Below are 23,104 nucleotides of genomic sequence, written 5' to 3'. Positions count from 1 at the left end.
GTCGCCGTGCCCGTCCACACCTTCGTGCTCAACGGCGAGCGGGTGAGCGTCGACTGCGCCGACGACGTGCGCCTGCTCTGGGTGCTGCGCGACCTGCTGGGCGTCACCGGCCCGAAGTACGGCTGCGGCCTCGACGTCTGCAAGGCCTGCACCAGCCACATCAACGGCAAGGCCTTCAACCCGTGCTCCGTGCCGGTGGCGGACATCCAGCCGACCGACGAGGTCACCACCATCGAAGGGCTGCCGGCAACCGTCGGCCGGTCGCTGCACCCGATGCAGGAGGCCTGGCTGGACCACGACGTGCCGCAGTGCGGCTACTGCCAGCCCGGCCAGATCATGGCGGCAGTGGCGCTGGTGAAGGAGGCCCGCGCCAGTGGACGCACGATCACCGACGCCGACCTCGACGGCATCCGCAACGTCTGCCGGTGCGGCACCTACCACCGCATCCGGGAGGCGATCCAGGCCGGCGCTGCGCAGATGTAGCGCCCGCCACCGGGTCAGCCGGCGAGTGAGGCGTCGACGGTGAGGTCCTCGCCGACGCGGATGGCTTCGACGAGGCGTTCGCCACGGCGTACGACGCCACCCGGCCAGACGACGGAGCGCACCAGCTCCCCCTCCACCCGGGCACCGGCGCCGACGACGCTCTCGCCGCCGGAGGCGTGCAGGTTTGCGCGCAGGTAGTCCGCGGGGCTGCCGCAGTCGACGAAGAACGCGCCGGTGGGTACGACGCCGAGCCGGCCGGCCGCTTCGGCCTCGCGCCAGACGACCTCGTAGAGGCCGGCCGGCTCGGGAGCGAGCCGGGAGATGTCCGTCCACGGCAGCAACGACATCCCGGCGAACCGCCACTGCCCACCGAAGTCGACGCGGCGCTCACCGGCCGGGACGACGAGCACCTGCGGTCGTTCGCCGTCCCAGGTCGAGACGAACGCCTCGACGTCGACGCCGGAGGTGTAGGCGTCGGCATTGGCGACGAGCAGACCCCGCCCGGCGACCCAGTCGCGCAGCGCGCCGACGGCGCCGGCGGTGCCCAGGGCTCGTGGTTGCTCGACCGACAGGTGGGCCCGGGCGCCGACGTGGGCGACGATCTGCTCGGCGAGGTGGTGCGCGTTGACTGCGACGTCGTCGGGTCCGCGGCAGGGGAGCGTGGCGAGCACGCGGTCCAGCAACGGCACGTTGCCGACGGGGCACAGCGCCTTGGGCCGCAACAGCGTCAGCGGCCGCAGCCTGGTGCCGGCCCCCGCTGCCAGCACCAGCGCCGCCAGGTCGCTCACGACGTGGCGGAGACAGCGTTGTGCGGTCGCGCGACCAGCAGCATCGACCCGCTCATCGCAGCTGCAGCACCTGGCTCGTCGGGCCCGTCAGGGCCGGCAGCGCGTCGAGCCGATGCCATCCGACCTCGAGGATCTCCGGTCCGCGGCGGCGCGGCTCGTCCGGCAGGTCGGCCTCCCAGCGGAAGACCACGTCGACCCGCCGAGGGTCCGGGTCGACGTTGGCCGTGGGAGGCGGCAGCTGGCCGGCGTCGAGCTCCAGTCGCAGCTCCTCGCGCAGCTCGCGCACCAGCGCCTGCGCCGGCGACTCGCCACGGTCCAGCAGGCCGCCCGGGAGCGCCCACCCGTGCGTGTGCCGCTGACGCACCAGCAGCACCTCGGTGGCCCCACCCCGCGGCGTACGCGTCACGACGAGCACCGCACCCACCGTGTAGCACGGCTTGACGGCGCGGACCAGCAGGCGCCGCAGGGGCGGCGGCAACCGGCGGTAGGTCGACAGCGCCGCGGCCTCCGCCCGGCGGGCGGTCCTCGATCGCACCCGCCCACCCTACGGAGCAGCGTTAAGGTCCGGATATGAGCGAGCCGATCCGGATCGGGAACTGCTCCGGCTTCTACGGCGACCGGTTGTCCGCCATGCGCGAGATGCTCGGGGGCGGCGAGCTCGACGTGTTGACCGGCGACTACCTCGCCGAGCTCACGATGCTGATCCTGTTCCGTACCCGGTTGAAGGATCCCGACAAGGGCTACGCGTCGACGTTCGTCCGCCAGCTCGAGGAGTGCCTCGGCCTCGCACACGACAAGGGGGTCCGGATCGTCGCGAACGCCGGCGGTCTCAACCCGGCCGGCTGCGCGAGCGCAGTGCGCCGACTCGCCGCCCGGCTCGGCATCCCGGTCTCGGTCGCGCACGTCGAGGGTGACGACCTGATGCCGAGGCTGCCGGAGCTGCGGGGGGCCGGCGTCGACCTGGCCAACCTCGACACCGGCGCGCCCCTCGCCGCCGACCCGGTCACCGCCAATGCCTACCTCGGCGGGTGGGGCATCGTGGCCGCGCTCGCCGAAGGCGCCGACGTGGTCGTCACCGGCCGCACGACCGACGCGTCGCTCGTCGTCGGGCCCGCGGCCTGGCACCACGGCTGGGCCCGCGACGACTGGGACGCGCTGGCCGGCGCCGTCGTCGCCGGGCACATCCTCGAGTGCGGCGGGCAGGCGACCGGCGGCAACTACGCCTTCTTCACCGAGGTGCCCGATGTCGAGCACGTCGGCTTCCCGCTGGCGGAGGTGCACGCCGACGGGTCGAGCGTCATCACCAAGCACCCCGGCACCGGTGGGCAGGTCAGCGTGGGCACCATCACGGCGCAGCTGCTCTACGAGATCGGCGGCCCGCGTTACCTCGGCCCCGACGCGACCGCGCGATTCGACTCGATCCGGCTGATGCAGGAGGGGCCGGACCGGGTGCGCGTACACGGCGTCGTCGGCGAACCGCCGCCGTCGACGGCGAAGGTCTGCATCAACCTGCTGGGTGGCTACCGCAACTCGATGACGTTCCTGCTCACCGGGCTCGACGTCGAGGAGAAGGCCGCGCTGGTCCGGCGCCAGCTCGAGCCGGTGCTGTCACGGGTGCAAGAGTCCGACGTCAGCCTGGCGCGCACCGACCACGAGGATCCCGAGACCAACGAGCGCGCCGTCGCGCAGCTGCGGATCACCGTGAAGGACCCAGACGCGACGCTCGTCGGCAGGGCGTTCTCGAGCACCGCGGTCGAGCTGGCACTCGCGTCGTACCCCGGCTGCACCATGACGGGACCGCCCGGTGACGGGTCTGCCTACGGCGTCTACTGGCCGGCGCTCGTGCCGGCCGCGACGGTGTCGCAGCGGGTGGTCCTCGACGACGGCCGCACCGTCGAGGTGCCGCCCACGCTCGCGGCCGGCGGCGAGGCGGCCGTGGCGGCGGCGCCCGCGGCAGCCGCGCCGGGTGGCGCGACCCGCCGGGTGGCCCTGGGCGCGGCATTCGGGGCCCGCTCGGGCGACAAGGGAGGCAACGCGAACCTCGGGGTGTGGGCGCGCAGCGACGCGGGCTATGGCTGGCTGGCCGAGCACCTGACCGTCGACGCGCTGCGCACACTGCTGCCGGAGGCAAAGGACCTCGAGGTCGAACGGCACGAGCTGCCGAACATCCGCGCCCTCAACTTCGTGCTGCACGGCCTGCTCGGTGCGGGCGTCGCCGCCTCGACCCGGCAGGACCCGCAGGCGAAGGGTCTGGGCGAGTGGCTGCGGGCCCGCCACGTCGACCTGCCGGTCGCGCTGCTCGAGGACTGACCGGTGCTGGTGTTCGCCCACCGGGGCGCGCGGTCGCTCTCGTTGGAGAACACCGTGCGCGCGTTCCGGCTGGGCCTGCGCAACGGCGCGGTCGGGCTCGAATCGGACGTGCGGGTGACCGCGGACGGTGTGCCCGTGCTCGCGCACGGCGCCCGCACGATCACCGGGCTCACGATCGCCCGGCGCACCCGCGCGCGGCTGCCGCGATGGGTCCCGTCGCTCGCCGACCTCTACGAGGGCTGCGGCACGGACTACGAGCTGAGCCTCGACGTGCGGGACGACGCGGCGATCCCCGCCGTGCTGGCCGTCGCCGGGGACTACGACGCCACCCACCGGCTCTGGCTGGTGACCGAGTCGTGGGAGGCGGCAGTGCAGTGGCGTACGACGCACGGCGACGGCTTCCGGCTCGCCCACTCGGTGCCGCAGCTCCCGGACGACCTGCCCGCGCACGCGACCCGGCTGGCGGCCGGCGGCATCGACGTGCTGAACGCTCCGGCCCGGTGCTGGACGGCGGACACCGTCGAGACGTGTCACGACGCCGAGCTGATGGCGTTCGGCTGGCGAGTGCTGTCGCGGCGCACCCGGCGCCGCGCCGAGCAGGTCGGCCTCGACGGGATCTACACCGACTGGCCGTGGCTGCTGGCCGCAGCGACCGACGGTCAGCCGGTGCGAGCGACGACGTAGTCGCAGAGCGACTCGAGCGCGTGCCGGGCCGGGCCGGCGGGCAGCGGGGCCAACGTCGCTCGGGCGTCGTCGGCCCACTGCTCGAGGGCCTTGCGCGCCTCGGCCATGACCGGGTGCGGCCGCAGCAGGGCCAGGACGTCGGCGAGCCGGCCGTCGTCGGTCAGATCGCCGTCGAGCAGGTCGCGCAGCTGCGGGTCGATGCCGCTGTCGGGTCGGAGCGCGAGCAGCACCGGCAGCGTGCGCACGCCCTCGCGCAGGTCGGTGCCCGGCGTCTTGCCGCTCTCTGTGCTCTCGCTGGCCACGTCGATGAGGTCGTCGGAGAGCTGGAAGGCCACGCCGATCTGCTCGCCGAACCTGGTCAGCAGGTCGGTCACCTGCGGGTCGGCGCCGGCCATCATGCCACCGAAGCGACCCGACGTCGCGATGAGCGAGCCGGTCTTGTCGCCGACGACGCGCAGGTAGTGCGCGACCGGGTCGACGCCCGACTCGGGGCCGACCGTCTCGCGGATCTGCCCCTCGCAGAGCCGCTCGAATGTCTGCGCCTGGATCCGCACCGCCTCGGGTCCGAGGTCGGCGAGGATGTCGGAGGCGCGGGCGAAGAGGAAGTCGCCGGTGAGGATCGCGATCGTGTTGGTCCAGCGGGAGTTGGCGCTCGGGGCTCCGCGGCGTACGTCGGCCTCGTCCATCACGTCGTCGTGGTAGAGCGTCGCCAGGTGGGTCAGCTCGACGACGACCGCCGCCGGCACCACCCCGCTGGCCGTGGGGTCACCGAACTGCGCCGCGAGCAGCACGAGCAGCGGGCGGAAGCGCTTGCCGCCGGCGTTGACCAGGTGCCGCGACGTCTCGGTCACGAACGGGTAGTCGCTCCGCGTCGAGGCGAGCAGCTGGACCTCGACCGCGTCGAGGCCCTCCTGCAGGTCGCGCCGCAACGCGGCGTCGACGGTGTCGATCCCGAACAGGCTGGACGACACGGGTCTCCTGGCGGTGGGTGACAGCGCGGGCTGTCAGCGGACGAACGGTACGGCGTCGCGGGCGAGGTGCAGGAACGGGTCGGGGTAGACGCCCAGCACCACGGTAACCGCGACCGCCATTGCCAGCGCCACGGCGGTGAACACACCCGGGAGCACGATCGTCGGGCCGACGGCCACGGGATCGGAGAAGTACATCAGCACGATGACGCGGATGTAGAAGAACGCCGTCACCGCGCTCATCACCAGGGCGACGATGACCACCGGCGTGGCGCCGCCGTCGATGCCGGCCAGGAACACGGCGTACTTGCCCGCAAAGCCGCTGGTGAGCGGGATGCCGGCGAGCGACAGCAGGAACAGCGTGACCACGCCGGCGAGCAGCGGGGCCCGCTTGCCCAGGCCCGCCCAGCGCGACAGGTGGGTCGCCTCGCCGTCGGCGTCGCGGACGAGGGCAAGGATGCCGAACGCGCCCACCGTGGTAACGCCGTAGGTCAGCAGGTAGAACAGCGAGCCCGACAGCCCGCGGCTGCTCGCGGCGATGACGCCGACCAGCACGAACCCGGCGTGCGCGATGGAGGAGTAGGCGAGCATCCGCTTGAGGTCCTGCTGCGTCACCGCGAACACCGCGCCGATGATCATCGTGAGGATCGCGACGGCCCACAGGATCGGGCGCCAGTCCCAGGTCAGCGGGCCGAAGCCGACGTAGAGCACCCGCAGCAGCGCGCCGAACGCGGCGACCTTCGTCGCCGCAGCCATGAACGCCGTGATCGGCGTGGGCGCACCGTGGTAGACGTCGGGGATCCAGACCTGGAACGGCGCGGCGCCGACCTTGAACAGCAGGCCCATGCCGAGCAGTCCGAGCCCGAGGTAGAGCAGCGAGTCGTTCTGCGCGGCGGTCTGCACGGCGTCGTGGATGCCGCTCAGCAGATCGGTGTTGGCGTAGCCGTAGAGCAGCGCCAGGCCGTAGAGGAAGAAGGCCGACGAGAAGGCGCCGAGCAGGAAGTACTTCAGGGCCGCTTCCTGGCTGAGCAGCCGCCGGCGCCGGGCCAGCCCGCACATCAGGTAGAGCGGGAGGGAGAGCACCTCGAGGGCGACGAACATCAGGAGCAGCGAGTTGGAGGCGGGGAACAGCAGCATGCCACCGACCGCGAGCAGGAACAGCGGGAAGACCTCGGTCTGCATGCGCCCACCGGCGGCGAGCGTGCGCTCCCCCACCGAGCCGGGTAGCTGGGAGGCCGCCGGGGTGAACGCCGACCCGCCCATCGCGGCGGAACGCTCGGCGACGAGCAGCACGGAGGCGATGGAGATCACGAGGATCGTGCCCCACAGGTAGAGCGAGGGGCCGTCGACGGCGACCGCGTCACGCGCGGTCAGGTAGACCCCGCTGTCGGCGATGACGATCGTCGCGATCAGCGCGCCGACGAGGCCGGTGAGGCTGACCACGACCTCGAGCAGCCAGCGCTGCGCCGCCGGCGCGAACGCCTCGACGAGCACGCCCACCGCGGCCATGCCGAGGACGATGAGGATCGGCGAGATCGCGAAGTAGTTGATGTTCGGCGTGTGGAACTGCGGCGCGGCCAGCAGCAGGGTCGAGGCGCCGCTCACGGCTGCTCCTCCGGGGACGCGACGGACGGTTGATGGTCACGCACGCCCGTCAGGTGCAGGGTCTGGGCGACCGCCGGGTTGATCGCGTCGAGCAGCGGCTTCGGGTAGAAGCCGAGCGCGATGATGAGCCCGATCACCGGCGCGATCACCCAGGCCTCGCGACGGGTGAGGTCGCGGGCTCCCTCGACGCCCTGGCGCACCGGCCCGTGCATCGTGCGTTGGTACATGATCAGGATGTAGAGCGACGCGAGCACGATGCCGAACACGGCCGCAACGGCGAGCGCACGGTGCGTCAGGAACGTCCCGATGAAGACCATGATCTCGCTGACGAAGCTGTTGAGCCCGGGCAGCGCGAGGCTCGACAGACCGGCGACGAGGAACACGCCGGCGAGCCACGGCGCGACCTTGCCCATGCCGCCGTAGTCCTCGATGAGGTTGCTGCCACGGCGGGTCGCCATGAAGCCGACGATGAGGAACAGCCCGGCCGTCGAGAAGCCGTGGTTGACCATGTAGAGCGTCGCCCCGGCGCCGCCCTGCTGGGTGAAGGCGAAGATGCCGAACACGATGAAGCCGAAGTGCGACACCGAGGTGTAAGCAATCAGCCGCTTGAGGTCGCGCTGACCGATCGCGAGCAGTGCGCCGTACAAGATGCTGACCACGGCGAACCCGCAGATGACCGGCCCCCACGTGGAGGCGGCATGGGGGAACAGCGGCAGGCAGTAGCGGATCATGCCGAAGGTGCCGACCTTGTCCATGACGCCGACGAGCAGCACGGCGCCGCCGGTCGGTGCCTCGTCGGCCGCGTCGGGCAGCCAGGTGTGCAACGGCCACAGCGGCGCCTTGATGGCGAAGGCGATCATGAAGCCGGCGAACAGCCACCCCTGCAGCGTCGGCGAGATGTGGTTGTGGACCTGGAGCAGCTCGGTGTAGTCGAAGGTGCCGCCGCCGGGCAGGTGCTGTGCTGCCGCGACGTAGAGGCCGATGACCGACGCGAGCATCAGCAGCCCGCCGAGCAGGCTGTAGAGCAGGAAGTTCACCGCGGCGTAGGAGCTCTTGGCGCTCCCGGGGCTGCCGATGATGAAGTACATCGGCACGAGCATGGCTTCGAAGAAGATGTAGAAGAGGAACACGTCCAGCGACGCGAAGGCGCCGATCATCAGCGTCTCGAGCAGCAGGATCATGACGAAGTACGTCGTCGGGCTGCGCCGGCCCAGCTCCCGCTGGTCCCACGAGGCCAGGATGACGATCGGGACGAGCAGCGTGGTCAGGCCGATCAGCACGAGCGCGATGCCGTCGGCGCCGAGCTCGTAGTGCACGCCCCAGCTGGCGATCCACGTCTTCTTGGTGACGTACTGGAACAGCGCGCCGCCGGTGTGGAACAGCGCACTCATCCAGACGTCGACGACGAACGTCACGATCGCGGTCACCAGGGCGGTCAGCTTGACCAGCTGCGGCCGGTCCTTGGGCAGGAAGAGGATGGCCACGACACCGAGCAGCGGCAGGCCGCCGAGCAGGGTCAGCCAGGAGAAGCCGCCGCTGGTAGCACTCGTCAGGCCGCCCATGTCAGCCCACCGTCACGAGGATCAGGGCGGCCGCGATGCCGATCGCGCCGCCGAGCATCGACAGCGCGTAGGAGCGGACGAAGCCGTTCTGGATGCGCCGGCTGCGTGACGACGTGCCGCCGATCAGCGCGGCGGTGCCGTTGACCGCACCGTCGATGCCGCGCCCGTCGAAGAACACCAGCGCCCGGGTGAGGTACTGGCCGGGCCGCATGATCACCGACTCGTTGAACGCGTCGAAGTAGAGGCCGCGGCGGGCAGCCACCGTGGCGCCGCTGACTGCGACCGGCGCGGTGGTCGGCACCGGCCGCAGGTAGACCCGCCAGTAGGCCGCCGCGATGCCGCCGAGCATCGACGCCAGCGACAGCACGGTCAGCACCCAGGGCGACATCGTGTGCAGGCCCTGCTCGGCGGGCTTGCCGAGCACGGGCTCGAGCCAGTCGGACAGGCCGTTGCCGATGAGCAGCACCCCGCCGGCCAGCGCCGAACCGGCCGCGAGGATCGCCATCGGCACGGTCATCACCTTCGGCGACTCGTGCGGGTGCACGTCGTCGGTCCAGCGGCGCTCGCCGAAGAACGTCATGATCATCAGCCGCGTCATGTAGCACGCGGTGAGGAAGACGCCGAGCAGCGCGACCGACCCGAGTGCCAGGCCCTCGACCCCGCCGAGGTCGAACGCCGACTCGATGATCTTGTCCTTGGAGAAGAATCCCGCGAAGCCCGGGAATCCGATGATCGCGAGGTAGCCCATGCCGAACGTCACGAACGTGACCGGCATGACCTTGCGCAGCCCGCCGTAACGTCTCATGTCGACCTGGTCGTTCATGGCGTGCATGACCGAGCCGGAGCCCAGGAACATGTTGGCCTTGAAGAAGCCGTGGGTCAGCAGGTGGAAGATGCCCCAGACGTAGCCGATGGGGCCGAGGCCGACAGCGAGGAACATGTAGCCGATCTGGCTGATCGTCGACATCGCGAGGACCCGCTTGATGTCGTCGTAGGCCAGGCCGATCAGCGCACCGATGACGAGCGTCAGGGCGCCGACCGCGGCCACCGCCATCCGCGCGTCGGGTGCGCCGTCGAAGATCGGGTTGGACCGGGCGATCAGGTAGACACCCGCGGTGACCATCGTCGCCGCGTGGATCAGCGCCGAGACGGGGGTCGGGCCCTCCATCGCGTCAGCGAGCCAGGTGTGCAGCGGGAACTGCGCCGACTTGGCGCAGCCGGCGAGCAGCAGCAGGAAGCCGACCGCGGTGAGCGTGGTCTGGTGCGTGTGCCCGGCAGCCTGGAAGATGTCGCTGAAGCTGACCGAACCGAAGTCGGCGAAGAACAGCATGATGGCGATCGACAGGCCCATGTCGCCGACGCGGTTGACGACGAACGCCTTCTTGGCCGCGGTCGCCGCGGTCGGCTTGTAGTGCCAGAAGCCGATGAGCAGGTACGACGCGAGGCCGACGCCCTCCCAGCCGACGTAGAGCAGCAGGTAGTTGTCGGCGAGCACCAGCAGGAGCATCACCGCGACGAACAGGTTGAGGTAGGCGAAGAACCGCTTGCGGTTGGGGTCGTCGGCCATGTAGCCGACCGAGTAGATGTGGATCAGCGAGCCCACGCCGGTGATGAGCAGCACGAAGCACATCGACAGCGGGTCGAGCAGCAGCGCCGCATCGACGTGCAGCGAGCCGCTGGGGATCCAGTGGAAGAGCATCTGGTCGAACTGCCGGTGGTGCGCCGATTCGCCGAGCAGCGACACCAGCAGCACCAGGGCGATGACGAAAGAGCCGAGCGGAGCGGCCACGCCGAGCCGGTGGCCCCAGCTGTCACCGCGACGGCCCGACAGCAGCAGCACCGCGGCACTGACGATCGGCAGCAGGATGAGTACGACGGTGAGGTCGTAGATCCCGTGCGCGGCGGCGTACGGCGCAGCATGACTCACGACGTTGCTCACAGCGTCCATTCGCGTCAGTACTTCAGCAGGTTGGCGTCGTCGACCGACGCGGAGCGCCGCGTGCGGAAGATCGTGATGATGATGGCAAGCCCGACCACGACCTCGGCGGCGGCCACCACCATCACGAAGAACGCGATGATCTGACCGTCGAGCGTGCCGTTGAGCCGCGAGAACGTGACCAGCGTCAGGTTGACCGCGTTGAGCATCAGCTCGATGCACATGAAGACGACGATCGCGTTGCGCCGCAGCAGGACCCCCGTGGCGCCGACCGTGAACAGCACGGCCGACAGGAAGAGGTAGTAGTCGACGTTCATCGCGAGGCCCCCGCGGAGTGGTGAGCGCCGGCGAGCAACTTCGTGGGGTGCGTCACTTGTCGAGCTCCTTCTCGACCTCGCCGACCCGCGGCCGGGCACCGGAGACCTGCAAGATCTCGGGCACGCTGCCTTCGGCGATGCTGCCGTCGGGCAGCAGGGCCGGGGTGTCGACCGCGTCGTGGTTGGCGTAGACGCCGGGACCGGGAAGCGGTGACGGGGTGCCGCCGGGGCGGAACCGCGCGAGCATCAGCTCGCGCTGCGACAGCTTGCGCACCAGCCGCTCGCGGTGCGCCAGCACCATCGCGCCCAGCGCGGCGGTGATGAGCAACGCGCTGGTCGCCTCGAACGCGATGATGTAGCGGTCGAACAGCAGGTTGGCGACGCCGGTCACGTTGCCGTCGGAATTGGCCTGCGCGAGGCCGCCGGGGTGCGCGGTGATGACCGCAGAGCCGATGGCGGCGATCAGCAGGACGACGATGCCGAGGCCGAAGAGGACGGCGACCGGCCGCTGCCCCCGGATCGTCTCGATCAACGAGTCGCTCGAGTCGACGCCCACGAGCATCAGCACGAACAGGAACAGCATCATGATCGCGCCGGTGTAGACGATCACCTGCACGAACGCGAGGAACGGCGCGTCCTGCGCGGCGTAGAACGCCGCCAGGCACAACATGTCGATCGCAAGGAACAGCGCCGCGTGCACGGCGCTGCGCGCCGTCACGAGCAGGATCGCGGCGACGAACGCGATCGGCGCGAGGATCCAGAACAGCGCCGCCTCGCCGGCACTCGTGCCCGCGCCACCGGAGGCCAGGTGCAGCGCGACGCCGGTCATGCGTCGGCTCCGGATCCGGAGGACGCGCCCCGCATCGTCGGGCCCGTGCCGGTGGCCTGCTCTGGGTCGAGCCGCCCCTCGATGTCGGGGTCGCCGGGGACCGCGGAGGCGGCGAGGCCGGTCCCGTCGTAGTAGGCCTGCTCGTCGTCGCCGAGCCGCATCGGGTGCGGCGGCTGCTCCATCCCGGGCAGCAGCGGCGCGAGCAGCTGCTCCTTGGTGAAGATGAGGTCGCTGCGGCTGTCGTCGGCGAGCTCGTACTCGTTGCTCATCGTCAGCGCGCGGGTCGGGCAGGCCTCGATGCACAGCCCGCAGAAGATGCAGCGCAGGTAGTTGATCTGGTAGATGCGGCCGTAGCGCTCGCCCGGCGAGAAGCGCGCCTCGGGGGTGTTGTCGGCCCCCTCGACGTAGATGGCGTCGGCCGGGCAGGCCCAGGCGCACAGCTCGCAGCCGACGCACTTCTCCAGACCGTCGGGGTGACGGTTGAGCACGTGCCGGCCGTGGTAGCGCGGCGCGGACGGCCGCTTCTCCTCGGGGTACTGCTCGGTGTTGACCTTGCGGAACATCGTCGCGAAGGTCACCCCGAACCCCTTGATGGGGTTGAGGAAGTCGGGCAGCTCAGGCACCGGTCACCTCCGCGGTCGTCGTCACCGTGTCGCGCCCGGCGGCCCGGCCACCGGACACGAGGTCCAGGTCGGGCACCGGGAACGACGACTGGTCCTCGACCAGGTCGTCGGGTTGGCGGAGCTCGCGGATGTCCCTGCGCGCCGGCCACACGGCGACCGCGAGCAGCACGATGGCCAGCGGGATGCCGATGTAGGCCATCAGCGACGTCCGCGACAGGCCCTCGATGCTGTACTGCCGGACCGCAGCGACGACCATCAGCCACACCAGCGCCGTGGGGATCAGCCACTTCCAGCCCAGGTGCATGAACTGGTCGTAACGCATCCGCGGCAGCGTGCCGCGCAGCCAGATGAAGATGAACAGGAATGTGAACAGCTTCATCAGGAACCACAGGATCGTGATCCAGCCGCTGTCGGCGCCGTCCCACAGCGAGAACGGCCAGAACGGTCGCCAACCGCCGAAGAACATCGTGACCATCAGCGCGGAGACCGTGGTCATGTTGACGTACTCCGCGAGGAAGAACATTGCGAACTTCAGCGAGGAGTACTCGGTGTGGAAGCCGCCGACGAGCTCCCCTTCGGCCTCCGGCAGGTCGAACGGTGCGCGGTTGGTCTCGCCGACCATCGAGATGCCGTAGATGATGAACGACACCGGCAGCACCCAGAAGAACCACCGGCTGTGCTGCGCGCCGACGATCTGTGACGTCGACAGGGAGCCGCTGTAGAGGAAGACCGCGACGAACGACAGGCCCATCGCGACCTCGTAGCTGATGACCTGCGCCGCCGAGCGCAGGCCGCCGAGCAGCGGGTAGACCGAGCCGCTCGCCCAGCCGCCGAGCACGATGCCGTAGACCCCGAACGACGACGCGGCGAGGATGAAGAGGATCGCCACCGGCAGGTCGGTGACCTGCAGATGCGTGTGGTGGCCGAACATCGACACGGTCGCGCCGAACGGGATGACGGCGAACGCCGACAGCGCCGCCACCGTCGAGATGATCGGCGCCAGCACGTAGACCGGCTTGTCGACCATCGCCGGGATCAGGTCTTCCTTCAGTGCGAGCTTGATGCCGTCGGCCAGACCCTGCACGAGCCCGAACGGGCCGACCCGGTTGGGGCCCAGCCGCTGCTGCATCCGCGCCACGACCCGGCGCTCCGCCCAGATCATGAACAGCACCGTCAGCACCAGGAACAGGAAGACGACGATGCACTTGACGAGCACGACGTACCACGGGTCGGGCCCGAAGGAGGGCACCTCCTGGCTGTGCGCGGCGAGCAGCATCGCGCCGGTCATGCGGTGACCCCCTTGTCGGCGCTGAGGCGTACGACGCCGCCGTGGTCCGCCCCGAGCTGCTCGCGCACGTGCGACCCGGGTGAGTGGGTCGGCAGCCAGACGACGTCGTCGGGCAGGTCGGCGAGCACCAGCGGCGCAGTGACCGACCCGCGGTCGGTGCTCACCGTCACCGGGTCACCGGCGGCGACGCCGAGCCGCTGCGCGGTGGCCGGGGACAGGTGCAGCCGCAGCTGCCGCCGGGTGCCCGCCAGGTGCGGCTCGTGGTCCTGCAGCCGCCCGTCGTCGAGCAGCCAGTGCCAGGTCGCAAGGACCGCCTCCCCGGCGCCGGGGCGCGCGGGTGCGCCCGCGGCCACGCTCGGGCCGGCGGGCCGGGCGCCGTTCCAAGCACCGAGCGCGCGGATCTGGTCGCGGATCGCGTCGAGGTGGGGCGTGTCGATGTCGAGGCCCATCTCCTCGGCGAGCGTGTGCAGCACGCGGAAGTCGGGCAGCGCACCGGTGCCGCGCAGCGTCGGCTCGAACGAGCGGACCCGCCCCTCCCAGTCGAGGTAGGTGCCCCCCTTCTCGACCGCCGGCGCGACGGGGAGCACGACGTCGGCACGCAGGGTGACCGGGCTCTCGCGCAGGTCGATGCTGATGACGAACGGCACCTCGTCGAGCGCCGCGTCGAACAGCTGCGGGTCGGGGGTGTCGGCCGGATCGACACCGGCGACGATCAGCGCGTCGATCTCGCCCGCCAGCACGGCCTGCAGGATGGCGGTGGCGTCGCGGCCGGGCTCGGCCGGCACGTCGTGGGCCCAGCAGTCGGCGACCTGGCGGCGCGCGTCTGCGTCGGCCAGCGGACGGCCGCCGGGCAGCAGGTCGGGCAGGCAACCCGCGTCGAGGGCGCCTCGCTCCCCGGCCCGCCGCGGCACCCAGGCGAGCTTCGCGCCGGTGGCGTCGGCGAGCCGGGCCGCCGCGGTCAGCGCGCCCGGGACCCGGGCCATCCGTTCGCCGACGAGGATCACCGCTCCCGGCGTACGCAGCGCGTCGGCGGCCGCGGAACCGTGCTCGCCGGCGGCCGACGCGTCGGCCCCCGACAGCGCCGCGAGCACGCGCGCCTCGTCGCCGGGGACCGCCTGCAGCAGGCGACCGCGGGTCTTGGTGACGCTGGGCGTGACGAACGGCGCGATCGAGAAGACCTGCAGCGCCTTGCGCGACGCCTTGCGCAGCCGCAGGAAGACGATCGGCGACTCCTCCTCGGGCTCGAAGCCGACGAGCAGCACCGCCGGTGCGTCCTCGAGGTCTGCGTAGGTCACGTCGAGATAGCGACCGGCGACCCGGGCGGCGAGGAACTTCTGCTCCTCCACCGAGTGCGGGCGGGCCCGGAAGTCGATGTCGTTGGTGCCGAGTGCGACGCGGGCGAACTTCGCGTAGGCGTAGGCGTCTTCGACGGTCAGCCGCCCGCCCGTCAGCACCCCGACCCGGCGACCCGCCGCGGTCAGCGCCTGCGCAGCGGCGGCGAGGGCCTCGCTCCACGACGTCGGCTGCAGGTATCCCTCGTCGTCACGGACCCGCGGCTCGGTGACCCGGTCGTGGAACGCGTAGGTGAACGCCCAGCGACCCTTGTCGCAGTTCCACTCCTCGTTGACCTCCGGGTCGTCACCGGCGAGGCGCCGCATGACCTTGCCGCGACGCCAGTCGGTGCGCTGCTGGCAGCCGGAGGCGCAGTGCTCGCAGATGCTGGGCGTCGACACGAGGTCGAAGGGGCGGGCGCGGAACCGGTAGGACGCGCCGGTCAGCGCGCCGACCGGGCAGATCTGCACGGTGTTGCCGCCGAAGTAGGACTCGAACGGCTCCTCTTCGAAGATCGCCACCTGCTCGAGTGCGCCGCGCTCGAACAGCTCGATGAACGGGTCACCGGCGATCTGCTGGGCGAACCGCGTGCAGCGGGTGCAGAGCACGCAGCGCTCGCGGTCGAGCAGGATCTGGCTGGAGATCGCGATCGGCTTCGGGTAGGTGCGCTTGACGTCGTGGAAGCGGCTCTCCGCGTAGCCGTTGGCCATCGACTGGTTCTGCAACGGGCACTCGCCACCCTTGTCGCAGATGGGACAGTCGAGCGGGTGGTTGACCAGCAGGAACTCGATGTTGCCGGCCTGCGCCTTCTCCGCCACCGGCGAGGTCATCTGGGTGCGCACGATCATGCCCTCGGTGACCGTCGTCGTGCAGGCGGCGAGCGGCTTGCGCTGGCCCTCCACCTCGACGAGGCACTGCCGGCAGGCGCCGATCGGGTCCAGCAGGGGGTGCTCGCAGAAGCGCGGGATCTGGACGCCGATCTGCTCGGCGGCGCGAATGACGAGCAGGCCCTTCGGCACCGACATCTCGATGCCGTCGATCGTGACCGTGACGTGGTCGGCCGGGCGTTCGGGCAGCCCGCCCTCGCCGTTGGACGCGCTGGTCGAGGTGACAGTCATCAGCCGCGTGCTCCTGCGGCGGCGAACAGCGTGGACGCCGTCGGGTCGAAGGGACAGCCGCGCTCGGCGAAGTGCGCGACGAACTCGTCTCGGAAGTACTGGATGGAGGACACGACCGGACTGGTCGCGCCGTCGCCGAGTGCGCAGAACACCCGCCCGAACATGTTGTCGCACACGTCGAGCAGCGTGGTGATGTCCTCCTCGGTTCCGGTGCCGCGCTCGAGCCGGTCGAAGATCTGCACCATCCAGAACGTGCCTTCGCGGCAGGGCGAGCACTTGCCGCAGGACTCGTGGGCGTAGAACTCCGTCCAGCGCTGGACGGCGCGCACGACGCACGTGGTCTCGTCGAAGATCTGCAGCGCCTTGGTGCCGAGCATCGAGCCGGCCGACTGCATGCCTTCGTAGTCCAGCGGCACGTCGAGGTGCTCGGCCGTCAGCAGCGGCGTCGACGACCCGCCGGGAGTCCAGAACTTCAGCCGGTGACCCTCACGTACGCCGCCGGCCAGGTCGAGCAGCTCGCGCAGGGTTACGCCCAGCGGGGCTTCGTACTGGCCCGGCCGGGTCACGTGCCCGGACAGCGAGTAGATCGTGAAGCCGGGCGACTTCTCGGTGCCCATCTTGCGGAACCAGTCGGCCCCGCCGGCCACGATGGCCGGCACGCTGGCGATCGACTCGACGTTGTTGATGACCGTCGGGCTCGCGTAGAGGCCCGCGACGGCCGGGAACGGCGGGCGCAGCCGCGGCTGCCCCCGATAGCCCTCGAGCGAGTCGAGCAGCGCGGTCTCCTCGCCGCAGATGTAGGCACCCGCGCCCGCGTGCACGACGACGTCGAGGTCGTAGCCGGTGCCGAAGACGCCCTTGCCGAGGTAGCCCTTCGCATAGGCGTCCGCGACCGCGGCCTGCAGCCGGCGGACGATGTGCAGCACCTCGCCGCGCACGTAGATGAAGGCCTGGTTGGCACGGATCGCGTAGGACGAGATGACGATGCCCTCGAGCAGGGTGTGCGGGCTCGCCAGCAGCAGCGGCATGTCCTTGCAGGTGCCGGGCTCACTCTCGTCGGCGTTGACCACGAGGTAGTGCGGCTTGCCGTCGCCCTGGGGGATGAAGCCCCACTTGTTGCCGGTGGGAAAGCCGGCGCCGCCACGACCGCGCAGGCCGGAGTCCTTGACGAGCTGGATGACGGCGTCGGGCTCCATCGCCAGCGCCTTGCGCACGGCCTGGTAGCCGCCCTGCGCCTCGTAGGCGTCCAGCGTCCAGGAGCGCTCCTGGTCCCAGTTGGCCGACAGCACAGGCGTGAGGTTCACTCCGCACCCCTCTCCATGGCGGGTGCGCTGTCGCCGCGCTCGCGGGCGAGCTTGAGCCCGACCAGGGTCTCGGGACCGGCCGAGGGACCCTCGTCGGCCCGGCCGTCGTAGAAGCCCGCGAGCACGCGCGCCGCCTCCCGCCAGGTGCACAGCGTCGCGCCGCGGGTCGGCATCGGCGGGTCGCCCGCCCGCAACCGGTCGACCAGCTGGCGGGCCGACTCCGGCGTCTGGTTGTCGAAGAACTCCCAGTTGACCATCACGACCGGAGCGAAGTCGCAGGCGGCGTTGCACTCGATGTGCTCCAGCGTCACCTTGCCGTCGTCGGTCGTCTCGTCGTTGCCGACCCCGAGATGCTCCTTTAACGCCGCGAAGATCGCGTCACCGCCCATGACCGCGCACAGCGTGTTGGTGCAGACGCCGACGTGGTAGTCGCCGACCGGCTCGCGCTTGTACATCGTGTAGAACGTCGCGACCGCGGCCACCTCCGCCTTGGTCAGCCCGAGCTCCTCGGCGCACAGCGCGATGGCGTCGGGGGTCACGTAACCCTCCTCGGCCTGGCACAGGTGCAGCATCGGCAGCAGCGCGCTGCGCGGCTGCGGGTAGCGCGCGATGATCTCGCGGGCCTCCGCCCGCGTCTTCTCACTCAGTGCCACTAGCGGTCCACTCCACCCATGACGGGGTCGATGCTCGCCACGCTGGCGACGACGTCGGCCACCATGCCGCCCTCGCAGAGCGCGGAGACGGCCTGCAGGTTCGTGAACGACGGGTCGCGGAAGTGGCACCGGTAGGGCCGGGTGCCTCCGTCGCTGACCATGTGCACGCCCAGCTCACCGCGCGGCGACTCGATCGCCTGGTAGACCTGCCCGGGCGGCACCCGGAAGCCCTCGGTCACCAGCTTGAAGTGATGGATCAGCGCCTCCATCGACGTACCCATGATGTGGCGGATGTGGTCGAGGGAGTTGCCCAGCCCGTCGGGACCGAGAGCCAGCTGCGCCGGCCAGGCGATCTTCTTGTCGGCGATCATCGTCGGTCCGGGCCGCAGCCGGTCGAGCGCCTGCTCGATGATCTTGAGCGACTCGCGCATCTCCTGCATCCGCACCAGGTAGCGGGAGAAGTTGTCGCCGTCCGGGTGGGTCGGCACGTCGAAGTCGTAGGTCTCGTAGCCGCAGTAGGGCATCTCCTTTCGGAGGTCCCACTGCAGGCCGGCCGCACGCAGCATCGGCCCGGTGACGCCGAGGGCCACGGCCCCGGCGACGTCGAGGTAACCGGTGCCCTTGAGCCGAGCCTTCCAGATCGGCTGCCCCGTGAGCAGCTTGTCGTACTCGTCGATCCGCTCCGGCATGATCTTCAGGAACTCGCGGATCTTCTCGACCGCGCCGGGTGGCAGGTCCTGCGAGACGCCGCCCGGCCGCACGTAGTTGTGGTTCATCCGCAGGCCGGTGATCATCTCGAAGATGTCGAGGATGATCTCCCGCTCACGGAACCCGTAGAGCATCATCGACATCGCGCCGAGCTCCATGCCACCGGTCGCCAGCCACACGCAGTGGGAGGCGATGCGGTTGAGCTCCATCATCAGCACGCGGATCACGTTGACCCGCTCGGGGATCTGGTCGGTGACGCCGAGCAGCTTCTCGACCGCGAGCGAGTAGGCCGTCTCGTTGAAGAACGGCGACAGGTAGTCCATGCGCGTCACGAACGTGACGCCCTGCACCCAGTTGCGGTACTCGGTGTTCTTCTCGATGCCGGTGTGCAGGTAGCCGATGACGACCCGCGCCTGAGTGACGGTCTCGCCCTCGAGCTCGAGCACCAGGCGCAGCACCCCGTGCGTCGACGGGTGCTGCGGGCCCATGTTGATGACGATCCGCTCGGCCTCCAGCGGGTCGACACTCTCGACGATCGTGTCCCAGTCGCCCCCGCCGACGGTGAAGACGCGCTCTTGTGTCGCCTCGCTCATGCGTAAGCCCTCCGCTCGTCCGGCGGTGGCACCTGGGCGCCCTTGTACTTCACGGTCACGCCGCCCAACGGGTAGTCCTTGCGCTGCGGGTGGCCCGGCCAGTCGTCGGGCATCTCGATGCGGGTCAGCCCCGGGTGGCCGTCGAAGATGATGCCGAAGAAGTCCCAGGTCTCGCGCTCGTGCCAGTTGGCGCCCGGGTAGACCTCGACGACCGACGGCACGTGCGGGTCGTCGACCGTGACCGACACCTCGAGCCGCAACCGGCGGCGATAGGTCATCGACAGCAGCTGGTAGACCGCGTGCAGCCGGCGGCCGGACGGGTCGTTCGGGTAGTCGGTGCCGGACACGCCGCTGCACATCTCGAACCGCAGCGCGGGGTCGTCACGCAACCGGCGTACGACGTCGAGCAGGCGCTCCCGGCGCAGGTGCAGCGTCAGCTCTCCCCGGTCGACGACGACCCGCTCGACCGCGTCGCCGAAGTCGGGCACCACCCGCTCCAGCGTGTCGGTGACCTCGTCGAACCAGCCGCCGTAGGGCCGTGGCGACGACGCCGGCCGCAGACCGCGGACGACCAGGCCGCCGAAGCCGGAGGTGTCGCCGCTGCCCTGGACCCCGAAGGCGCCGTGCCGCTCTACCGGACCCTCGCTCATGCGGCACCACCGAGCGGCGTGCCGGCCGAGCGGGCGGTGTCGCGCTCGATCGGCTTGAGGTAGGGCGACTCGCCGATCTTCGTCGGCGGCAGCTTGCCGGACAGCGGGCCGGTGCGGATCTTGTCATGCAGCTTGAGGATCGAGTCCATCAGCATCTCCGGCCGCGGCGGGCAGCCGGGGAGGTACATGTCGACGGGTACGACGTGGTCGACGCCCTGCACCACGGCGTAGTTGTTGAACATGCCGCCGCTGGACGCGCAGACGCCCATCGCGATGACCCACTTCGGGTCGGGCATCTGGTCGTAGATCTGCCGCAGCACGGGAGCCATCTTCTGGCTCACCCGACCGGCAACGATCATCAGGTCGGCCTGCCGCGGCGTCGCCGAGAAGCGCTCCATGCCGAAGCGCGCCAGGTCGTAGCGACCGGCCCCGGTGGCCATCATCTCGATCGCGCAGCAGGCCAGCCCGAACGTCGCCGGCCAGACGGAGTTCTTGCGGGCCAGCCCCACCGCCTGCTCGACGGTGGTGAGCAGGAAGCCGCTCGGCAGCTTTTCCTCGATGCCCATGTCAGCTCACTCCCAGTCCAGCCCGCCGCGACGCCACACGTAGGCGTAGACGACGAAGACGGCGGCGATGAACAGGACCATCTCGACGAGCCCGAACCAGCCGAGGTGGCCGAACGCCACGGCCCACGGGTACAAGAAGATGATCTCGATGTCGAAGACGATGAAGAGCATCGCCGTCAGGTAGTACTTCACCGGGAAGCGGTGCCCGGCGAACGCCTGGGGCGTCGGCTCGATGCCGCACTCGTAGGCCTCGAGCTTCGCGCGGTTGTAGCGCTTGGGCCCGGCAAGCGCGCTCGCCGCGATCGAGAAGACCGCAAAGCCCAGCGCGAGCGCGAACAGGATGACGATCGGCGCGTAGATCCCGAGCATGGTGCCTCCTCTCTCGTGGTCGGACGGTGCGCGTCAGGCGGCCGGGGCGAGCTTGGTGAGCGCGTTGATGATGCGGTCGTGGGTGTCGGCGGAACGCGGGTCGGTGAGGTTGGCCAGCAGCTTCAGCGTGAAGCGCATCAGCGTCGGGTGCGGCAGGCCGTGCCGGGTGGCGAGCTTCATCACCGACGGGTTGCCGATCAGCTGCACGAAGATGCGGCCCAGCGTGTAGTAGCCGCCGTAGGCGTCCTTGAGCGCCCGCGGGTATGCCTGCAACGCGCGCTCCCGGGCCACGCCCTCGGGCCGCGCGAGCGCCTGCACCACGACGTCGGCGGCCATCTCGCCGGACTCCATCGCATAGGCGATGCCCTCGCCGTTGAAGGGGTTGACCATCCCGCCGGCGTCACCGAGAAGCAGCGCGCCGTCGCGGTAGTGCGGCTGGCGGTTGAAGCCCATCGGCAACGCACTGCCCCGGACCGGACAGGTGGCGTTGTCCTCGACGTAGCCCCACTCCGCGGGCATCGACGACAGCCACCGCGTGAGCAGGTCCTTGTAGTCGGTGTTGCGGAAGGCCTCGCTGGTGTTGAGGATCCCGAGCCCGACGTTGCTGGTGCCGTCGCCCATGCCGAAGATCCAGCCGTAGCCGGGCAGCAGCCGGCCCTCCCCCGGTCGGCCGTCCCACAGCTCGAGCCACGACTCGAGCCAGTCGTCGTCGTGGCGGGGACTGCGGTAGTAGCGGCGTACGGCGACGCCCATCGGGCGGTCCTCGCGCTTGCGCAGCCCGAGCGACAGCGCGAACCGGCTGGAGTTGCCGTCGGCGACCAGCACCACCTGCGCGCAGTGGGTGGCCCCGTCCTTGGTCGTGACGCCGACGACCCGTCCGGTGCGCTCGTCACGCACCGGACCCGTCACGGCCGTGCGCTCGTGCAACCGGGCACCGGCCTTCTGGGCGGTGCGGGCGAGCAGCTCGTCGAAGTCGGTGCGCGGGCGTACCAGGCCGTAGTCGGGGTAGGTGGCGAGATCGGGCCAGGGCAGCTGCAGCCGCATGCCGCCGCCGATGATGCGCAGGCCACGGTTGTGCAGCCAGCCGGCTTCGGGAGAGGTGTCGATGCCCATGCGCAGCAGCTGGCGGACCGCGCGCGGCGTCAGGCCGTCGCCGCAGACCTTTTCCCGGGGGAACTCCGCCTTCTCCAGCAGCAGGACGTCGATCCCCGCCTGCGCGAGGTGGTAGGCCGCCGTCGAGCCTGCCGGCCCGGCCCCGACGACGACGACATCAGCCGCGGAATCGACCGCTGTCGCGGGCATGCTCGGGGGCATGGGCTTTCCTCGGCGGGGTGTGCGGGTCCGGTCATCGGCTCTTCCGTGCGCTTGTGAACGCCTTCACGAGCGCGGAGCCAGTGTAGGCGCCGACCCCCGGCCGCCTGGAGACCGCCCCTACCTTCGGCAGGCCTCCCGCAGCCGCTGCACGATCTCCAGGGCACCCGCGTCCTTCTCGACGTAGGCGTCTGCACCGCGCCGCAACGCGGTGGCCGCGTAGCTAGCCGCCTCGAAGGCCGAGAACACCACGATCGTCGCGTCGGGCAGCAGCCGGCGCAGACCGGTGAGCGCGTCGAAGCCGCTCATGACCGGCAGGCCGAGGTCGAGCACGACGAGGTCGGGCCGCTCGGCGGCGGCGGCTGCCAGGGTCTGCACCCCGTCGACCGCGCGAGCGACGACCTCGAAGTCGTCCTCCATCTCCAGCAGCAGGCACAGCAGCTGGTGCAGCCCGGGCGCGTCCTCGGCGACGAGGACCCGGGTGCGGCGGGTGCGCGCGGTCCTGGCCCGCGCTGCGGCGGGGCGCGGCTCGGCGGGGCCGGCGGTGGCCGTGGACGGTGCGCACGACGTGGCTGCCATGAGCACAGTGTTCATGGAAAGAAGGTCGGCGTCTGTAGCACGGGACTACGTGACGACTTCGGTCCATATCGGACGGGTGGGGCGGATCACCCACACGGGCCCACGAGAGCGAGTGCCGCACCCCCCGGTCGGAGTGCTCCCTATGGACCAGTCAGTCGTCGGACGGGGACCGGCGGGCGAACATCTCGTCGACCGCGGCGTCCTCGGCCGCGGTGCGCTGCGCGAACTTCACCCGCCGTTGCTGGATCTGCCGGCTCAGTGCCTGCCCCACCACCACGCGCTGGCGGCCGAGCACGAACCAGCTGGCGATGCCCGAGAGCACGAGGGCGAAGAGCGCGAGCAGCATCCCGCGGAAGCCCGCGAGCCACAGGATGCCGCCGAACAGGAGCAGCAGGCCGAGCCGCGCCACGTTGTAGAGCAGGAACGCGCGCCCGGGCCCGCCGGCCTCAGGTGTCGGTGTCGACGTCATCACTGCCAATGTACGACGCAGGGGCCCGGCGGTGGATCGCCGAGCCCCTGCAGTGAGGG

At 70.8% G+C, this 23,104-nt stretch carries 23 protein-coding genes; 3 read left to right on the top strand and 20 right to left on the bottom strand.

Translation table 11 applies throughout. The features are described 5' to 3' along the window. Window positions 1-6: 6 nt before the first annotated feature. Window positions 7-483, top strand: coding sequence for a (2Fe-2S)-binding protein (locus VFJ21_12865; GenBank protein ID HET7408011.1), 477 nt, complete (start codon window positions 7-9; stop codon window positions 481-483). Between the two features lie 14 nt (window positions 484-497). Here VFJ21_12865 and VFJ21_12860 read toward each other — a convergent pair whose 3' ends face one another. Together VFJ21_12860 and VFJ21_12855 are read right to left on the bottom strand one after the other, a co-directional pair. Beyond that, window positions 498-1,271, bottom strand: a complete 774-nt coding sequence (locus VFJ21_12860; GenBank protein HET7408010.1) for a sugar phosphate nucleotidyltransferase — start codon at window positions 1,269-1,271, stop codon at window positions 498-500. A gap of 52 nt (window positions 1,272-1,323) precedes the next feature. Beyond that, window positions 1,324-1,806: an NUDIX domain-containing protein gene (locus VFJ21_12855; protein ID HET7408009.1), complete on the bottom strand. Its 483-nt coding sequence runs from the start codon at window positions 1,804-1,806 to the stop codon at window positions 1,324-1,326. A 35-nt stretch (window positions 1,807-1,841) separates the two neighbouring features. Here VFJ21_12855 and VFJ21_12850 point away from each other — a divergent pair, with 35 nt between their 5' ends. Together VFJ21_12850 and VFJ21_12845 are read left to right on the top strand one after the other, a co-directional pair. Then, window positions 1,842-3,581, top strand: a complete 1,740-nt coding sequence (locus VFJ21_12850) for an acyclic terpene utilization AtuA family protein (GenBank protein HET7408008.1) — start codon at window positions 1,842-1,844, stop codon at window positions 3,579-3,581. 3 nt (window positions 3,582-3,584) lie between these two features. Then, window positions 3,585-4,265 carry a glycerophosphodiester phosphodiesterase gene (locus VFJ21_12845; protein ID HET7408007.1) on the top strand — a complete coding sequence of 227 codons (681 nt, stop codon included), beginning with the start codon at window positions 3,585-3,587 and terminating at the stop codon, window positions 4,263-4,265. On the opposite strand, the gene VFJ21_12840 is transcribed toward VFJ21_12845, so the two are convergent. From VFJ21_12840 to VFJ21_12755, 18 genes are all read right to left on the bottom strand, one after another. Then, window positions 4,241-5,236 (bottom strand): polyprenyl synthetase family protein, encoded by a 996-nt coding sequence (locus VFJ21_12840; protein HET7408006.1) that lies wholly within the window; start codon window positions 5,234-5,236, stop codon window positions 4,241-4,243. The two genes, VFJ21_12845 and VFJ21_12840, sit on opposite strands and share 25 nt — an antisense overlap. A 33-nt stretch (window positions 5,237-5,269) precedes the next feature. Beyond that, a complete protein-coding gene (gene nuoN / locus VFJ21_12835) occupies window positions 5,270-6,838 on the bottom strand; it encodes an NADH-quinone oxidoreductase subunit NuoN (GenBank protein HET7408005.1) in 1,569 nt (522 codons plus the stop codon). Continuing rightward, a complete protein-coding gene (locus VFJ21_12830; protein ID HET7408004.1) occupies window positions 6,835-8,400 on the bottom strand; it encodes an NADH-quinone oxidoreductase subunit M in 1,566 nt (521 codons plus the stop codon). Before VFJ21_12830 ends, nuoN begins: the two co-directional genes overlap by 4 nt. Before the next feature lies 1 nt (window position 8,401). Beyond that, a complete protein-coding gene (gene nuoL / locus VFJ21_12825) occupies window positions 8,402-10,291 on the bottom strand; it encodes an NADH-quinone oxidoreductase subunit L (protein ID HET7408003.1) in 1,890 nt (629 codons plus the stop codon). Between the two features lie 62 nt (window positions 10,292-10,353). Further along, window positions 10,354-10,653, bottom strand: a complete 300-nt coding sequence (gene nuoK / locus VFJ21_12820; protein HET7408002.1) for an NADH-quinone oxidoreductase subunit NuoK — start codon at window positions 10,651-10,653, stop codon at window positions 10,354-10,356. A 52-nt stretch (window positions 10,654-10,705) separates the two neighbouring features. Then, a complete protein-coding gene (locus tag VFJ21_12815) occupies window positions 10,706-11,482 on the bottom strand; it encodes an NADH-quinone oxidoreductase subunit J (protein ID HET7408001.1) in 777 nt (258 codons plus the stop codon). After that, complete coding sequence (nuoI, locus tag VFJ21_12810; GenBank protein HET7408000.1) at window positions 11,479-12,096, bottom strand: NADH-quinone oxidoreductase subunit NuoI; 618 nt, start codon at window positions 12,094-12,096, stop codon at window positions 11,479-11,481. Before nuoI ends, VFJ21_12815 begins: the two co-directional genes overlap by 4 nt. A gap of 1 nt (window position 12,097) precedes the next feature. Beyond that, a complete protein-coding gene (nuoH, locus tag VFJ21_12805) occupies window positions 12,098-13,393 on the bottom strand; it encodes an NADH-quinone oxidoreductase subunit NuoH (protein ID HET7407999.1) in 1,296 nt (431 codons plus the stop codon). Beyond that, window positions 13,390-15,843 (bottom strand): NADH-quinone oxidoreductase subunit G, encoded by a 2,454-nt coding sequence (locus VFJ21_12800; protein ID HET7407998.1) that lies wholly within the window; start codon window positions 15,841-15,843, stop codon window positions 13,390-13,392. Before VFJ21_12800 ends, nuoH begins: the two co-directional genes overlap by 4 nt. After that, window positions 15,843-17,147 carry an NADH-quinone oxidoreductase subunit NuoF gene (gene nuoF / locus VFJ21_12795; GenBank protein HET7407997.1) on the bottom strand — a complete coding sequence of 435 codons (1,305 nt, stop codon included), beginning with the start codon at window positions 17,145-17,147 and terminating at the stop codon, window positions 15,843-15,845. The genes VFJ21_12800 and nuoF overlap by 1 nt, the downstream gene beginning before the upstream one ends. Continuing rightward, window positions 17,144-17,800, bottom strand: coding sequence for an NADH-quinone oxidoreductase subunit NuoE (gene nuoE / locus VFJ21_12790; protein HET7407996.1), 657 nt, complete (start codon window positions 17,798-17,800; stop codon window positions 17,144-17,146). Before nuoE ends, nuoF begins: the two co-directional genes overlap by 4 nt. Further along, complete coding sequence (locus VFJ21_12785; GenBank protein ID HET7407995.1) at window positions 17,800-19,101, bottom strand: NADH-quinone oxidoreductase subunit D; 1,302 nt, start codon at window positions 19,099-19,101, stop codon at window positions 17,800-17,802. The genes nuoE and VFJ21_12785 overlap by 1 nt, the downstream gene beginning before the upstream one ends. After that, window positions 19,098-19,751 carry an NADH-quinone oxidoreductase subunit C gene (locus VFJ21_12780; protein HET7407994.1) on the bottom strand — a complete coding sequence of 218 codons (654 nt, stop codon included), beginning with the start codon at window positions 19,749-19,751 and terminating at the stop codon, window positions 19,098-19,100. Before VFJ21_12780 ends, VFJ21_12785 begins: the two co-directional genes overlap by 4 nt. Then, complete coding sequence (locus VFJ21_12775) at window positions 19,748-20,317, bottom strand: NADH-quinone oxidoreductase subunit B family protein (protein ID HET7407993.1); 570 nt, start codon at window positions 20,315-20,317, stop codon at window positions 19,748-19,750. Before VFJ21_12775 ends, VFJ21_12780 begins: the two co-directional genes overlap by 4 nt. Window positions 20,318-20,323: 6 nt before the next feature. After that, the gene (locus tag VFJ21_12770) at window positions 20,324-20,686 is read right to left on the bottom strand and encodes an NADH-quinone oxidoreductase subunit A (GenBank protein HET7407992.1); all 363 of its coding nucleotides are present in this window, start codon (window positions 20,684-20,686) and stop codon (window positions 20,324-20,326) included. Between the two features lie 33 nt (window positions 20,687-20,719). Beyond that, window positions 20,720-22,000, bottom strand: coding sequence for a geranylgeranyl reductase family protein (locus tag VFJ21_12765; GenBank protein HET7407991.1), 1,281 nt, complete (start codon window positions 21,998-22,000; stop codon window positions 20,720-20,722). Between the two features lie 117 nt (window positions 22,001-22,117). Beyond that, window positions 22,118-22,591, bottom strand: a complete 474-nt coding sequence (locus VFJ21_12760) for a response regulator transcription factor (GenBank protein ID HET7407990.1) — start codon at window positions 22,589-22,591, stop codon at window positions 22,118-22,120. Window positions 22,592-22,727: 136 nt separating this feature from the next. Then, complete coding sequence (locus VFJ21_12755; protein ID HET7407989.1) at window positions 22,728-23,045, bottom strand: DUF4229 domain-containing protein; 318 nt, start codon at window positions 23,043-23,045, stop codon at window positions 22,728-22,730. Window positions 23,046-23,104 lie beyond the last annotated feature (59 nt).

The sequence above is a fragment of the Mycobacteriales bacterium genome (genome assembly GCA_035690485.1).
Lineage (GTDB): Bacteria > Actinomycetota > Actinomycetes > JAFAQI01 > DASSKL01 > DASSKL01.
Note: the sequence above shows the minus strand (reverse complement) of the source record. Positions and strands in the feature narration are given on the sequence as shown.